This window comes from Peribacillus sp. NPDC097198, assembly GCF_044762055.1.
Taxonomy (GTDB): domain Bacteria; phylum Bacillota; class Bacilli; order Bacillales; family DSM-1321; genus Peribacillus.
Window position 1 is genome coordinate 68,543 of record NZ_JBIWDO010000011.1, and the last position, 15,344, is coordinate 83,886.

General features: G+C 40.1%; 17 protein-coding genes and 1 pseudogene. 3 read left to right on the plus strand and 15 right to left on the minus strand.

The window, feature by feature from the left end; genetic code table 11:
- Positions 1–49 precede the first annotated feature (49 nt).
- A complete protein-coding gene (locus ACIQXQ_RS17365; RefSeq protein ID WP_402959140.1) occupies positions 50–1,042 on the minus strand; it encodes an ABC transporter substrate-binding protein in 993 nt (330 codons plus the stop codon).
- Positions 1,043–1,160: 118 nt separating this feature from the next.
- Here ACIQXQ_RS17365 and ACIQXQ_RS17370 point away from each other — a divergent pair, with 118 nt between their 5' ends.
- Together ACIQXQ_RS17370 and ACIQXQ_RS17375 are read left to right on the plus strand one after the other, a co-directional pair.
- The gene (locus ACIQXQ_RS17370; RefSeq protein WP_402959142.1) at positions 1,161–2,201 is read left to right on the plus strand and encodes a FecCD family ABC transporter permease; all 1,041 of its coding nucleotides are present in this window, start codon (positions 1,161–1,163) and stop codon (positions 2,199–2,201) included.
- Complete coding sequence (locus ACIQXQ_RS17375; protein ID WP_402872616.1) at positions 2,201–3,214, plus strand: FecCD family ABC transporter permease; 1,014 nt, start codon at positions 2,201–2,203, stop codon at positions 3,212–3,214. Before ACIQXQ_RS17370 ends, ACIQXQ_RS17375 begins: the two co-directional genes overlap by 1 nt.
- A gap of 164 nt (positions 3,215–3,378) precedes the next feature.
- Here the strand turns inward: ACIQXQ_RS17375 and ACIQXQ_RS17380 are convergent, their stop codons facing one another.
- The 11 genes from ACIQXQ_RS17380 to fbpA all read right to left on the minus strand — a co-directional run bounded on the left by ACIQXQ_RS17380 (position 3,379) and on the right by fbpA (position 13,061).
- A complete protein-coding gene (locus ACIQXQ_RS17380; protein ID WP_402959144.1) occupies positions 3,379–4,128 on the minus strand; it encodes an SDR family NAD(P)-dependent oxidoreductase in 750 nt (249 codons plus the stop codon).
- Between the two features lie 4 nt (positions 4,129–4,132).
- On the minus strand, positions 4,133–5,311 hold the full coding sequence (locus ACIQXQ_RS17385; protein WP_402959146.1) for an acyl-CoA dehydrogenase family protein: 1,179 nt from the start codon (positions 5,309–5,311) through the stop codon (positions 4,133–4,135).
- A gap of 114 nt (positions 5,312–5,425) precedes the next feature.
- Positions 5,426–6,172 (minus strand): SDR family NAD(P)-dependent oxidoreductase, encoded by a 747-nt coding sequence (locus ACIQXQ_RS17390; protein WP_402872605.1) that lies wholly within the window; start codon positions 6,170–6,172, stop codon positions 5,426–5,428.
- Positions 6,173–6,223: 51 nt separating this feature from the next.
- Positions 6,224–7,828, minus strand: coding sequence for an AMP-binding protein (locus tag ACIQXQ_RS17395; RefSeq protein WP_402959148.1), 1,605 nt, complete (start codon positions 7,826–7,828; stop codon positions 6,224–6,226).
- Positions 7,829–7,879: 51 nt separating this feature from the next.
- Positions 7,880–8,680, minus strand: coding sequence for a 1,4-dihydroxy-2-naphthoyl-CoA synthase (gene menB / locus ACIQXQ_RS17400; RefSeq protein ID WP_402872601.1), 801 nt, complete (start codon positions 8,678–8,680; stop codon positions 7,880–7,882).
- A 14-nt stretch (positions 8,681–8,694) separates the two neighbouring features.
- A complete protein-coding gene (locus ACIQXQ_RS17405) occupies positions 8,695–9,099 on the minus strand; it encodes a hotdog family protein (protein WP_402872598.1) in 405 nt (134 codons plus the stop codon).
- 16 nt (positions 9,100–9,115) lie between these two features.
- A complete protein-coding gene (locus ACIQXQ_RS17410; RefSeq protein ID WP_402959150.1) occupies positions 9,116–10,270 on the minus strand; it encodes an acyl-CoA dehydrogenase family protein in 1,155 nt (384 codons plus the stop codon).
- A gap of 409 nt (positions 10,271–10,679) precedes the next feature.
- Positions 10,680–12,017, minus strand: a complete 1,338-nt coding sequence (locus tag ACIQXQ_RS17415) for a sigma-54 interaction domain-containing protein (protein WP_402959152.1) — start codon at positions 12,015–12,017, stop codon at positions 10,680–10,682.
- A complete protein-coding gene (locus ACIQXQ_RS17420; protein ID WP_402872589.1) occupies positions 12,017–12,448 on the minus strand; it encodes a hotdog family protein in 432 nt (143 codons plus the stop codon). Before ACIQXQ_RS17420 ends, ACIQXQ_RS17415 begins: the two co-directional genes overlap by 1 nt.
- 189 nt (positions 12,449–12,637) lie before the next feature.
- Complete coding sequence (locus ACIQXQ_RS17425) at positions 12,638–12,838, minus strand: Fur-regulated basic protein FbpA (RefSeq protein WP_402872586.1); 201 nt, start codon at positions 12,836–12,838, stop codon at positions 12,638–12,640.
- A 61-nt stretch (positions 12,839–12,899) separates the two neighbouring features.
- The gene (gene fbpA / locus ACIQXQ_RS17430) at positions 12,900–13,061 is read right to left on the minus strand and encodes a Fur-regulated basic protein FbpA (protein WP_402872581.1); all 162 of its coding nucleotides are present in this window, start codon (positions 13,059–13,061) and stop codon (positions 12,900–12,902) included.
- 320 nt (positions 13,062–13,381) lie between these two features.
- On the opposite strand from fbpA, the pseudogene ACIQXQ_RS17435 reads away from it, so the two are divergent.
- A pseudogene (locus ACIQXQ_RS17435) lies at positions 13,382–14,280 on the plus strand (glycosyltransferase); the annotation flags it as partial.
- On the opposite strand, the gene ACIQXQ_RS17440 reads toward ACIQXQ_RS17435, so the two are convergent.
- The 3 genes from ACIQXQ_RS17440 to ACIQXQ_RS17450 all read right to left on the minus strand — a co-directional run bounded on the left by ACIQXQ_RS17440 (position 14,260) and on the right by ACIQXQ_RS17450 (position 15,297).
- Positions 14,260–14,625, minus strand: a complete 366-nt coding sequence (locus ACIQXQ_RS17440) for a GDP-mannose 4,6-dehydratase (protein WP_402873184.1) — start codon at positions 14,623–14,625, stop codon at positions 14,260–14,262. The pseudogene ACIQXQ_RS17435 and the gene ACIQXQ_RS17440 sit on opposite strands and share 21 nt — an antisense overlap.
- 254 nt (positions 14,626–14,879) lie before the next feature.
- Positions 14,880–14,984, minus strand: a complete 105-nt coding sequence (locus ACIQXQ_RS17445; RefSeq protein WP_402959154.1) for a GDP-mannose 4,6-dehydratase — start codon at positions 14,982–14,984, stop codon at positions 14,880–14,882.
- Positions 14,985–15,066: 82 nt separating this feature from the next.
- Positions 15,067–15,297 carry a GDP-mannose 4,6-dehydratase gene (locus ACIQXQ_RS17450; RefSeq protein ID WP_402872577.1) on the minus strand — a complete coding sequence of 77 codons (231 nt, stop codon included), beginning with the start codon at positions 15,295–15,297 and terminating at the stop codon, positions 15,067–15,069.
- Positions 15,298–15,344 lie beyond the last annotated feature (47 nt).

The following is a 15,344-nucleotide window of genomic DNA, read 5'->3' on the forward strand; positions in this document are numbered from 1 at the left end:
AAAAAATAAAGGCTATCCTCGCAAAAGTGATAGCCTTTATTACACTATACTATTTTACTAAACTTTTTAAAATATTATCAATGATTTGCCCGTTAGCAATGGCACCTGTATACAACCAGCTTTCATTAGGAGAGAACTCATGAACATTCCCAGCCTTGACAGCAGGTACGCTTTTCCATAACGTATCGCTTAAAGCTTTTGAACCAGCGGAATCATCACTATTGATCAAAAATAGGTGTTCAGCATCCAACTCAACTAGTTTCTCTAAAGAAATTTCACTCCAGTTCCCAGTTGCGTTAGCGGAGATTTCCTTCACAACATCCGGTTCTTTTAACCCTAAGTCACCGTACATGACAGCTCCACTTGAAAGGTTATCGCTGACAATGAAGAATTTCCCGCCAACTAACCAAACTGCAGCTACAGAAGGATTCCCCACTTTTTCCTCAAGGGTTCCCTTTGCTTCTTTTGCTTTTTTATCATAATCCGTCAAAACCTTTTTGGCTTCGTTCTCTTTGCCGAATACTTCCCCGACGCGTTTCAATTCATCTCGCCAGTCATTATTAACTTCGTTTCCGATTACATATGTAGGTGCAATTTTATTATATTGGTCATATTTACCGCCTTCAACCATGGTGGCAGAATCCATAATGATTAAATCCGGTTCCACTTTTTGTACGGATTCAAATGGAAGATCATATGGAATGGTTGGAACGTCCTCTAGTTCACTTTGTAGATATCCTTGAACTTCTGCTCCATCACTTACACTCCATTGAGCGGCTGGCTTGATACCAAGAGCCACCAAATTATCTTCAAGATATGAAGCGATGATACGTTTCGGATTAGCTGGAATGACCACTTCATTTCCCATGGCATCCGTCAGTGTTTTTGATTTAACTGCTTCTTTACTTGATGTTTCATCTGTTTGACTTGTCGAAACATCGTCTTTAGTTGCATCATCGTCACCACATGCAGCTAAAGATATTGCTAATAGGCCGGCGCCTAGTAATTGAATGATTTTTTTCTTACTCATGACATTATACATTTGAATCCCCCTAGAGATATGATAGACTATTATTTGTTTGGTAATGATAATTGTTATCAACTAATTTAATTATAGAAAGGTAATATTGTCAATCATTTTTTAGAGAGTAGTTGTTAATATGGATTCAAAACTAAAGGAACACACCACATTGCTTCATACGAATAAGAATCTCTTTGTGAGTATGGTTATCTTACTAGTAGGTTTGGGCGGTATGGCCATTTCCATTATCTTGTCCGTTAATTTTGGAGCTGCAGATTTAAATTATCGCGATGTGTTTAATGCCTTATTTGAATTTGATCAGAATAATTCATCTCATGTCATCATTAGAGAATTAAGATTTCCCCGGGCCATTGCTGCAGTATGCGTAGGAGCTGCCTTAGCCGTATCTGGAGCCATTATGCAGGGTATGACAAGAAATCCATTGGCCGATCCTTCCATTATGGGAGTAACCGCAGGATCTTCCTTTTTAATAGCGATTGCCCTCGCTTTTCTGCCTGGCATGACCTATATAGGTTTAATGATGTTTTCTTTTGCTGGTGCAGGATTGGGTGCTGCCATTGTCTTCGGAATCACATCGCTTTCCAGGGGTGGAAGTACTCCAGTCAAGTTGGCGTTGGCCGGTTCAGCCATTGCTTCCTTACTAAGTTCCCTTTCCACAGCGATTGGTATCAAATTTAACGTCTCAAAAGATATTAGCTTTTGGTTTGTAGGGAGCATCTCGAGCGTCCAACCACAGCACATTTCATTTGCTCTACCCTTTATTCTGGGAGGGCTTTTGTTGGCTTTATTCCTTTCACGTTCCATATCCATCCTTAGCCTGGGTGAGGAAGTGGCACGAGGGCTTGGGCAAAACATTCCCCTGATAAAGTTCATTGGTACGATTGTGGTGTTATTATTAACAGGTGCAGCAGTATCGATTGCCGGAATGATCGGCTTTATTGGATTGGTCATCCCGCATATTGTGCGATTTTTAGTAGGAAATGATTATCGTTTGATCATTCCTTGCTCTGCTGTTTTGGGCGGAACCTTATTGCTAATTTCGGATATCTTAGGACGCTTGGTTAACCCGCCGTTTGAAACACCTGTTGGAGCCATAACGGCCATCATAGGTGTCCCTTTCTTCCTATATTTAGCTCGTAAAGAAGGGAGCGGAATGTAATGTACAAAAAGGGGAATCACTTTAAGTCTTTGCTTATTACAAGCATCCTTTTAATCGTACTTGTTTTTTTCATCAGCATTAATGCAGGCTACATAAAAATTCCTTTAGGGGATGTTATCAAAACTCTATTGGGCGATGGCACCCCTCAGAACGAGTTAACCATTTTTGAATTTCGTTTGCCGCGTATAGTCATGGCAATACTTGTCGGAATGGGAATTGCCATTTCAGGGGCCATTTTACAAGGACTTTCCCAAAATCCCTTAGCAGACCCCGGGATTATCGGAATCAATTCAGGCGCAGGGTTTGCCGTTGTATTGTATATGTTCTTCTTTCGGGGAACTACTTTCTTAACGGGCTGGGCATCCATATTCATCATGCCTTTCACCGCTTTACTTGGTGCATTTCTTGCCGCTTTCTTAATCTATGTACTATCGTGGAAAAATGGAAGAGTGACACCTGTAAGGTTATTGTTGGTCGGTATCGGTATAAATGCAGCATTTGGGGCAGGCTTGGTCATTTTTCAGATGAAAATGGAGCCAAATGATTTCATGAAGACCATCGTTTGGCTGGCAGGGACCATTTGGGGGACGAACTGGACATTTGTTTGGGCTTTATTACCATGGTTGCTCATCCTGATTCCGATAACCTTCTATAAATCAAGAATACTTGATGTTATGGGTTTAGGTGACCAAATTGCCATAGGGGTTGGTCTCCCTATCGAAAAAGAACGCAGACTATTATTGCTTATTTCAGTGGCCTTAGCAGGCGCGTGTGTATCCGTTGGTGGCGGTATTACTTTCTTAGGCTTGATTGCTCCACACATAGCCCGAAAATTAGTGGGACCAAGGCATACGAGATTACTGCCAATGACGGCAGCATTGGGCGGTCTTCTTCTGTTATCCGCTGATACGATAGGCAGAGTCATCCTGGCCCCTATGGAACTTCCAGTAGGTATCGTTGTCTCCATTTTGGGAGCACCTTATTTTATTTATTTACTAGTTAAAAGCATGTAACAATAACAGGATCATAACTCCATTAAATAGAAAAACGAACTTCTATGCCAGCAAGTTCGTCAGGCTGTCGAGAAAATCTCGACAGCTTTTCTTTTCCCTAGTAAAATGATGAAGCCTGCTTTTTATGAACACCTTTAAAGGATACAGAGTTACCCGCATATTTTCTAACCGATCATACTATGTCCTCCGTTTACAGGAATAACCTGACCGGTTATCCAATCAGACCAATTGGACAACAAAAAGAGGGTAATTCCAATCACGTCATCCACCTTTCCTAATCGTCCCATCGGGTATTGCTTGATTAGCTTTTCTAACATGACGGTATCAAATGATTGACCTTGATCGATTAATCCTAGTGAAATGGTATTGCACTGAACATTGCTCTTGCCTACTTCTTGGGATAGGGATTTTAGAAAAGAGATAGTCCCACTTCTCGCTGCACCTGATATGATTAGGTTCTTATCACCAGTCCGGGCGGAGTCTCCCACTATATTAATGAATTTGCCCTGTTTGTTATCCATCATATCCGGCATAAATGTATGTGCCAAATGAAGGACTCCATAAAAACAAACCTCCATTTCCTTTTTCCATTCACCCGGTTCATATTTAAAAAATGATTTAAATTGTGTCCATCCTGCATTATTAATGACACCATCAATGATTCCCAGTTCACGTTTAGTGACCACTTTCATTTCTTGGACTTCCTCTAACCTGGAAAGGTCAGCCTGTACAAGTACAAGTTTCACTCCACATTTTTTAATGTTTTCTGCTGTTTCTGCTGCCTCTTTCTGTGATTCATGGTAGTGGAGAGCAATATTGGCACCAGCTCTTGCCGCTGCTAAAGCAATTTCCTTACCTATCCCTTTGGCTGCACCCGTTATTAAAACATTTTCCCCCTTAAGGTTAAGATCCATAGCTCTATACCCCTATCCTTTGACTCCCTGATTTTCTTTGGTATTGCTTATGCAGCTGTGCCGCTATGATATTTTTTTGAATTTCAGAAGTCCCTTCATAAATCCTGGTAATACGTGCATCCCGATAAAAACGTTCGATTGGATATTCAGATATATAGCCAATCCCTCCATGTATTTGGAGAGCTTTGTCTGCCACCCGATTATACGTTTCCGACCCTAATAATTTAACCATGGCTGCTTCTTTAATAACGTTCCTTTTTTGATCTACCATCCACGCTACACGATAAGTCATTGAACGGAGAGCTTCCGTATCCAATGCCATCTCGGCCAAGTAATGTTGAATGACTTGCTGCTCAAAGATTGGCTTGTCGAATTGAATTCGCATATGAGCAAATTCAATCGACATCTCAAGTAACTTATCACACGAACCTAAGTTTCTTGCTGCCATTCCCGCACGTCCATTTGCTAAAATTTTCAATGCATTAACATACCCTTGCCCTACATCACCCAAAACATTTTCAACAGGCACCTCACAATCTTCGAAAAAAATCTCTGAAGAATGCGATCCATGAAGACCCATTTTCTTCTCGATTTTTCCTATGTGGAATCCAGGAAAATCTTTTTCGACAATAAAGGAAGTGATGCCCTTTGCCCCTTTTGATGGGTCCGTAACTGCCATGACTGTAAAAATGTCCGCAATAGGCGCATTGGTAATATAATGCTTGCTCCCATTCAAGATATATTTATCACCTCTTTTAATCGCGGTCGTTTTAAGATTGGTAGCATGCGATCCTGCGCTGGGTTCAGTTAAAGCAAAAGCCCCGATTCTTTCACCCGATGCCATATCGGGAAGATATTTTCGTTTCTGTGCATCATTTCCCATCTCTACTATTCCGACGCCACCGATCCCCGTATGTCCGCCAATGACAGTGGTATAGCCGTTATGCGTTCTCCCCAGCTCTTCCAGAATGGCACATTTTCCCACCATATCAATTCCCAGTCCACCATATGACTCAGGAATACTAAGACCAAATAGACCAATTTCTTTGGATTTCCGTAAAATGCTTTCTGGAATTTCATCACTTTCTTCAATTAACATAGCATGTGGCTCTACCTCATTATCAATAAACTCTCGGATACCCTGTTTTAATAAGGTAACATCGTCTGAAAATTCAAAATCCAAAAAATCCACTCCCTTCATAAGTCATTCCCTATCTAGTTTCCTTCCATTCTATGAAACATGCATTCTTTATAGGTCATTCAACTCTACAAGGAAAACCCTTACTCATTGGGCTTGTTAAGCCATCGTTAATCCTCCATTGACAGATAGGGTTTGCCCTGTGACGTATCCCGCTTCATCCGAAACAAAATACGCAACAGCACCCGCAATATCCTCCGGTTGAGCCAAACGACGGAATGGTATCGCCTTTACCAAGGCCCCTGTGATCCCTTCATTGTACGAACCAATCTCTTGAAATAATGGAGTGTCCGCTGGTCCTGGGGCAATGCAATTGATGTTAAGCTTATAACGGGCCATTTCTCTTGCAATTGTCTTCGTGAAAGCAATGACACCACCCTTTGCTGCGGAATAGACCGCTTCCCCGCTAGAGCCGACCCTTGCAGCATCTGAAGCAATATTGACTACTTTCCCATAATTATTTTCTATCATAAGCGGTAAAATTTCCTTACACGTATGAATTTGGCCGAGTAAATTAATATCGATGAGTCTTTTCCACGTGCTTGGATCACTTTTTAAGAACGGTTCTACCTTGTCCCACCCTGCGTTATTGACCAATACATCAATCTTTTTATAATGGCCCACCGAATCTTCCACAGCTTTTTTTACACTATCCAAATTCGTTACATCACAATAAACGGATTTAGCTTCATTCCCCTCCCGCTCGATTAAAGTAACCGTTTCATCCGCATTCTGACTATTGATATCTGCCACAATCACTCTCATATTTCTTGAAGCCAGTTTTTTTGCGATTTCTCTGCCAATGCCACTTCCTGCCCCCGTGATAAAAGCGACTCGTTTAGTCATATCAATCCCTCCATTTTTTCATTTTCTTTTAATCGATCATTTACCCTGGCCTTAAATGTTATCTCCAATCTTTTCATTTATCATTTCCCTCAGACGAAACTTCTGAATTTTCCCGCTTGGGGTACGTGGGAATTCCGTCAAAATTTCTAGCTGTTCTGGCCAATATTGTTTAGCTAAGCCTTTCTTCGAGAGAAATTCCTTCATTGAATCCATTGTAATGGGAACCTTCCCTGGTTTCATGCTGATACAAGCGCATGCTTTTTCCTGAAGGCGTGTATCAGGTACAGCAATAACCTGTACGGTTGAAACATCGGGATGTTCGTATAATACGTTTTCTACATATGCAACCGGGATATTTTCTCCGCCTCGAATGATGATGTCTTTATTTCTACCGGAAATTCGGATATATCCATCCTCGTCCATTACCGCCCGGTCACCGGTAATGAACCAACCATTCTTATGTTCCGCTATGGTGTCTTCCATTCGTTTGAGATACCCGACAAACATCGCAGGGCCTCTTGCGAGTAAATCACCTTCTACATTAGGAGGACAACTTTCTCCTTTAAAATCGATTATCTTGAGTTCCATATGGGGAAAAGGGGCTCCATCCGTACTCGTTAACTTTTCTTCCGAATCATCAAGTCTTGTCAATGTCACTAAACCATTTTCCGTTTGTCCCCATCCCGACAATATTTTGAATGGGACTTTTTCTTTCGCTTCTCTCACAAGCTGTCTAGGAATTGGGGCACCTAAAGCTACAAAGGCTCGAAGAGATTGAATATGACCCCTTTCTATCCCTTCCAATTGAACGGTATCTTGCAGGAAGGGTGTTGCACCCGCAGTAAACGTTATCTTCTCCTTCTCGATCCACTCAATAAACTCATTCGGGTTCCAAATGTCTTGATAGACACCAGTACCTCCAAAATGGGTAGGTAACCGCACACCATACCCAAATCCCGTTTGATGGGCAAAGGTGGATGCCATGAAGAGCACGTCATCCGATGTTAAACGCAGATGGTCAATCCAATAATTTGTTGATACACAAAGCGTATTATGTGTATGCATGACCCCTTTTGGACTCCCGGTCGTTCCCGAGGTGAAGATGATTTCTGTAATATCGTTCGGATCATGCTTGATGGCATCTAGAATGGAAACATCCATCCGCTCTTCCCATGGTTCCTCAAGTAGGGAAGAGAACGCTTTCATTCCATTCGGTACTTCTTCACCGACCACAAAAACATGCTCTAATGAAGGCCACCGATGAGCTAGCCTCTCAATCATGTCAGGATAATAGTAGTCACGGAAACGATCCGGAACCACAATCATCTTAGATTCCGCCATCTCCACCATGAATCCAATTTCCCTATCACGATAAATGGGAATCAAGGGATTGCTTATCGCCCCTATCCGAGTGACGGCATAATGGAGAATAATGAATTCATTCCAATTTGGTAGTTGAAAAGAGATGACGTCTCCCTTTCCCATTCCTATATGAATGAGACCTAAAGCGACCCGATCGACCAGCTTTCCTAACTCCTTATACGTATAACGGCTTTTTTTATCAATGATTGCCGTCTTCTCCGGATTGTTCTCTATCACATCATGTAAATAATCCAGAATCGTTCGATTTGGCCAAATAGATTGGTATTTTTCCACATATTCCTAACTCAAAATCGTATCGAATTTCAATAGAGTTCATCCCCTTCATCATCTTCTGAATTGTTTAAAATCCACTGGCCTTTTTTCAAGAAAAGCATTTTTTCCTTCTTCTGATTCTGGTGTGTTATAAAACATCGCTAAACTACCCATCGATAACTGGGATATCCCTTGGATGTTTGCACTATCAGCATTAAAGGAATACTTAAGCATTTTCAATGCAGTCGGACTCTTCTCAAGAATCTTCATCGCCCATTCTTTTGCCGCATGTTGCAACTGATCTGCAGGGACGATTTTATTCACAAGTCCCATCTCTTTTGACTCCTGTGCGGAATATTGTTCACACAAATACCAAATTTCCCTCGCTTTCTTTTCACCGACTATCCGGGCAAGATACGCAGAACCAAATCCTGCATCATAACTCCCTACTTTTGGGCCACTTTGCCCGAATTTTGCCGTTTCTGATGCAATTGTCAAGTCACAGATGACGTGTAGGACATGGCCTCCTCCAATGGCATATCCATTCACTGCCGCGATGACAGGCTTTGGGATGTTTCGAATGGTTTGGTGCAGGGTTTCAATTTCTAATCCCATCCCACCTCCTAAGCCACCGGAATGATCATACCCTCCTTCTTCTCCTTTTTCTTTTTGATCACCACCGACACAAAACGCCTTTTCACCGGTCCCTGTCAAAATTACTGCACCAATTCTGTTATCATCCCATGCGTCACGGAAAGCCCAGATTAGTTCCTGGATCGTTCTTGCACGAAAAGCGTTGTAGACTTTAGGACGGTTAATCGTAACTTTTGCTATGCCCTCCGTTTTTTCATATAAAACATCAGTTAATTCCATCGTTTAATTCCTCCCTAACTTAATAGTTTTATCATGATTTTCCCTTGAATGACGTCAATACGCTGTTCATTCATACATCTCACTTTCATCGTTATCCAATGTCGCTGTACATCGACATCAATGATCTCTATCTCGGCAGTAATCGTGCTATCCATTTGTACCGGTTGAATGAACACCAGTTCTTTTTGAATGATGACACATGGCCCTTCAGGTAATTCCTTACTGATTGCCTCCGTGATGAGCCCCTCGCTTAAAATTCCTGGGACCATTGAGGGCCTTCCATCCCTTTTAGAAATATCAAGACCATACACATCATTGTAATCATGTGTCAGAGAGCTCCACCCTGTCACATCATCTTCTGTAAAGGTTTTTTGCACTCTGGCGATTTGACCAATAAAATAGCGATTTAAATTATCCATTCCTCCCTCCTCTATTCTAATAAGACCGGAATTCTTTTCCGATAATGTCTTTTGCAATGACCATCATATTGGCTTGTGCAGTTCCATCACCAATCTCTAATCCAATCACATCCCGCAAACGTTGTTCTAAGGGCATTTCCTTCGTATAAGCATAGTGCCCGTTCAACAATAAGCATTCATGAATGGCTTCCACACTATATTTGGGGCCTAACCACTTTACTGAAGCAGATTCTTTACTATGTTTCAAACCTTGATCACGAAGCCAAAGTCCACGATAAGCCTGCCATTTCACCAATTCCAATTGGGTAAAATGAGTCACGATGGGGAATGAAACCCCTTGGTATGTCGCCAATGGTTTACCAAAAGATTGTCTTACTTTAACGTGTTCAATCGTCTCATCGAGACTTTGCGAAGCAGCCCCTACACATTGCAGCCCGATTAATAAACGACTTAGGTCAAACCCATTCATCACTTGGGAAAAACCTTTATTTTGAAGTCCAATCATATACTCCTCTGGAACTTCAACATCATTCAAATAAATGGAGCCCCTGCCAATTGGTATATTCCCCATGTCTTTGTACCCTTTGCATTCCACTCCAGGAAGATCGGATGGAACAATGAATGCACTTATTCCTTGATTCCCCAAATCAGGTTCTGTCTTGGCGAATAAAACGAAAGCATCTGCACAAGTCGCTACACTTATTCCCGACTTTTCACCATTAAGGACATATACATTTCCATTATGTACCGCAGTTGTTTTGATTCCCCCGGCATCTGTACCCGCTGAAGGCTCCGTAATGGCAATGCCAACAATCTTCTCCCCACTTGCAATCTTGGGTAACCATTCGTTTTTCAATTCTTCTCTAGCATGATTGGTTATAATTTCGCCAATCAATGCATTCAGCATGACTGCATAGGTTAGATTGAAATCCCCACGCCCTATCTCTTCAGCAGCAATCCCGGTGGTGACGCAGTCAGCTCCGCTACCCCCATACTCAATGGGGATGCGCAAACCATTTACCCCTAATTCACCAAGCTTCTTCCACAAATGCCTTGGCGTGACTTCTTCTCGGTCCCACTTAGTATAGTGTGGCAGCAATTCTTCTTTGGCGAATTCCTTCAACATTTTTCGAAAATGCTCTTGTTCTTCCGTAAATGTAAAATCCATCATCTTATTCCTCCCTTTTTTTCAGAATTGTAAGTCTGGTGAAGAACATCAACTGTTCAAAACGAATCTACATATCGTTTCATGCCTCTTAAAAGGAAGAGGGAATTCTCCCTTGTTGTTATTCTATATTGCAAGATGCGTGCCAAGATGGATTTGTGCTTTAGAGGGTTTTAAAAGAAAAGTATTTTATCAGTTTTACTACTTTTCGCAAACTTGCAAAACAGAAATGCGAAATACAAAACTGAAACACAAAGGGGCTGTCCCAAAAGGTGTAATTACACCGAAATTGAATAAATAGTAAAAGGCAGAAACGTTGATTTAACAACATTTCTGCCTTTTTGTTTTTGCGAAATTCACTGGCATAAGGACTTATTAGACAGCCCCTTTGTGTAAAAACCATTTAATAACCATGCTATTTCAGGTTATACTTCGATATTTTTCTGTATAAGCTCGCAATATGAATCTTAAGTTTTTGAGCGGCTAAAGAACGATCTCCGCCACACTCCTTTAATGTACGCCGGATAGCCAATGCTTCAGCATTTCTTACCACTTCATCCAAACTCCCAAAGTAAGCGTTTTCTTTTGAGCCGTCATATGAGTCTCGCACATTCATGTGAGGAGCCAGAAGTGAAGAATCCATTTTCAATGTCGCCCCCTCAGCAAAATTCATCCCGCGTTCGATAAATGCTTGATACTCACGGACATTCCCAGGCCAATTATAGGAAGTCAACCATTCTTGAAGCGTGGGATCTATCTCCCTTACATCACATCCTAAAATCTTATTGAAGTGATTGATAAAATAATAGCCTAATGGAAGAATATCTTCCTTTCGCTCTCTCAATGATGGAAGTTTCAATTCAAACACATACAAACGATAATATAAATCCTGACGAAACTTTCCTTCTTGTATGAGCGTTTTTAAATCCCTATTCGTTGCCGCAATAATACGAACATCGATATTTTTACTCCCTGTTCCACCCAGTCTTTCTACTTCCCGTTCCTGCAAAACACGTAAAAGCTTTCCTTGGGCCTGGTAAGGAAGCTCTGATATTTCATCCAAGAAAAGCGTACCGTTCTGAGCTAATTCTATTTTCCCTGGCTTCCCTTCCTTTTTTGCTCCACTAAAGGCACCAGGTTCGTACCCAAAGACCTCAGATTCAAATAATTCGTCCGGAATGGCAGCACAATTTATGGGTATGAAAGGGTGGGCCTTTCTTGTACTCAAACCGTGTATTGCTTGAGCAAACAGTTCTTTTCCTGTTCCCGTTTCCCCAGTTATGAGTACAGTTGAATTGCTTATTGCAATTCTAGCCGCCAGTTCCTTAATCCGTTCGATTGCAGGACTATTTCCTATAATCCCTTCGAAGTCATACTTATTTGTTTCAATACTGGATTTTTTCCTATTTTTATACTTTTCCAATGCATTTGCATAAAATGATAAATCGGCATGCTCTAACTCTTCTTGCCGTATGATGACGTGATAAACGTTATTTTGATCTTTTCTAGTGATCCTAATAAAACACGCCTGGCCAAAAATGACACCAGAGAAGACATTCCTCGAATCACGACTTTCTAGAGGACTTTTCGGAGAGGTTTGAATGATATTCATGATTGATTTACCTATTACATCATCCTTCATGACACTAAAATGTTCTAAAAAATCTGGACTAACACCAAGTACTTTCCCTTTTAGGTTCACTTCTATTGAGCCCCAACTTTTTAATTCATGTATCACTTTTTCCATATACATCACAAAACAACTTGATCGTTTTTTAAGAGTAGAATCACAACTTGTCCTTTAATCACTTCGATTCCCGTTTGATTATAGCAAGTGACCTTTTGTGTAACCCAATTTCTATCGATATTAATATCAATTACTTCAAGTTCCGCCGTAATTAAATCACCAACGTGCACTGGATGATAAAAGATTAATTCCTTTTGTAATAAAACACAGGCACTACCCGGAAGTTTTTCACTAATCACTTGGGTGATTAACCCTTCCGTTAGCAGACCAGGAATGACTGGCTGGTCGTAATTGCTTTTCCACTCCTCTTTATTCAATTGATAAATCGGGCTATTGTCATTTGTTAATTCACTACATATCCTTACGTCTGAAATACTAAATGTACGTTGCAACCTTGCAATCTGCCCGATGAACATTTCAGAAATCGATAAGTTCATACTTCCCCTTCTTTCTATTTGAACTTTCATAATATTCAATTATATATAACGATAACTATACATGGTTTTAAAAACAAAGGAAAGCCGAAATAGAATGCAAATTACAACGTTCCGAACAAATAATAAAGCAGCATCCTTAATGGATGCTACCTATCCAGGCACAGTAAGAAAGCGTTTACAAAAATGACTTTATTTCTTTTTCGACCAGCGAAGAGAACCTACATCATTATGTGGATGGTATTCTAACAAAAGTTTGCTATGCATATTTTCTAATTCAGTTAAAGGTAACTTCAACAGTTTCTCCATGCTTTCATCTTGATAAGCGATACTCAGTTTATTAATTAACTTTTTTCGTCTTTCTTCCATACCCTTCCTTATCGTATCCCCCACACAACCCTCTCCTTTTTTATCACATATTTAAAATACCTACATGTATTTCCACGTCTATAATCTATTTATTTTCTTGGATTTGAATTTTAAGATACTCTTCTTCTAATTCACATAACCTTAATTCATATAGATGTATATTATTTTTTTTATAAATGCCTTTACTTATTAATTGATCAATTAGAAACTTTTTCTTTTCTAAAGTCTTTTCAAGCAATATCCCCAATATTTCTTTCCTCCTTTGATTCGTCCTTTGTTCCCATATGAATTTAATCATTCAAAGGCATAAAAATGTAAAAGGCTTTCCATCCACTTGAATGGGAAGCCTCCAGTAATCTGGTCAGCAGTCTTAGTAATTGTAAGTAAATACTAAGCTCATTAAACCCATTTGTCAAGTGCGAATTATAGGTGGATGCATGAATCTTGCCCTAAGAAATTTCTATCTTTTCCACCTATATCGCTTAACGAACACCTGGAAGGATTCACTAAATCTTTAACGCCCACATATATTTAATTGAATATTAACTATGAAAGGTGGAGGTAATACTGAAAACCAGTATTGTTATTCTCACATATAACGAATTACCTTTAACCAAACAGTGCCTTACCAGCATTAAAGAACATACCGATGACAAAGATATAGAAATTATCGTCGTTGATAATGGCTCTTCAGATGGGACAGTCGACCATTTAAAAAGTATTCCCTCTTTAAAGACCATCTTCAATGAAAAGAACGCCGGGTTTGCAAAAGGCTGTAACCAAGGGCTTGATATCGCAACGGGCGATACGGTTTTATTTTTAAATAATGATACAATCGTGACACAAAATTGGCTACAATCCATGCTCACCTTGCTTTATAGTGACAAAAAAATAGGCATGGTCGGACCCGTAAGTAATTATGTAAGTGGCCCACAGCAAATTGCAGTGGATTATAGCGACATTGACGGTATCGATGATTTTTCAGCGGATTTCTGTCAAAAAAATGTTGGCAAGTCTAAGCAAGTCATGCGTTTAGTAGGATTTTGCTTACTAGTGAAAAAAGAAGTGCTTGATAAAATCGGTGGTTTTGACGAACGGTTTGAATATGGGTCCTTTGAAGATGACGATTTATGTCTTCGTACACTTATAGAAGGTTATCAATTGAGAATAGCCTATGATTCATTTGTACATCATCATGGCCATGCCACCTTTACAGCAAATCAAGATATCAACATCCAACATTTATATCATTTAAATCGGCAGAGATTTCTTGATAAGTGGAAAGTTGATCTAACTTATTACGTTCATCCAAGACCTGAAATTGTTAATCTCGTACTGCCAAGAATCATTATGAACGTGTCGATACGCTAAATATTGAATCATCGGACCTTCCATATCCAACCGCTACCTTTGATACGATTATTTTGGCGGATATATTAGAACACTTAGAAAACCCATGGAAAGTCAGTTTTCCCCCTAATTTTAGCTCTCCACCAATCTAAAGTCTCTTTCAAACTAGCATAAAAATCACGTTCCTGTTTCCAATGAACAGAGTTATTTATTTTCGAAGAATCGCCAATAAAGATTGGTACTTCGGAATGTCTGAACTTGTTTGGATCTACTTGAATGTTGTTGTCACGTACCGAAATACTTATTAAGTTCAACAAAATGTCCTCAACCTTTCTTGGAATCTCTGAACTTACATTATAAATTCCTGTTTCCACTTCGCTCTCCAATAATAATGCATAGGCCCTTACAATATCCCGAACATCGGTGAAATCCCGTCGTGAAGATAGATCCCCTACATAAATAACAGGCTAGGCTAGACCATATTCTATTTGGAAATTCGAGCTGAAAAATCGCTCACACCAAACCCTTCCGCTTGACCAGTCCCAAAACGATTAAAGGGTCTAACATGTACTAATGCTAGTTTGTTTTTCTTCGCTAATTGCAGCCCCACTTCACCAGCTTTCTATCCGAGAAGTCCTTACGGATTAGCAAAGCTATACAGTCATTGGATTTCATGGATTCAAATAGTATCGAAGAAATTTTAAATAAGGTGGATTTAGATGCAATCAGGAGTGGATTCGGATTGTTTTTCTTCTTGGATCAATCCAAACATCTCGCTTGTCGATGCTTGATAAACTTTACGGCAGGATTGGTAAACCATATCGCTTCCAATAAATTGACGACACCACCCCTGTTACATCTGCTGTAAGCATAGGTTATTACCATTATTTTCCAACAGAACTCTATGCTGCTAAATTATACAATTCATCTGTCTTGGAAATTTCCATCGCCTTTATTAAATAAGCTAGGTCAGTCATATCTCCTTCAATTAATTCCACTTCGTCTTGAATTTCCAGAAATGCTAATCTCCAAATTGTACTTGTACTTCTCCGAGCCATTAGCCCATATACTTTGTTTAATAAAAAGCGAGCCAAATAAGCTCCATCCTGCCCAGTAATTATTGCACTTTTCATCTGCTTCTTCTACAAATCGTATGCTTTTTTAGTTTACATAAAAAAAT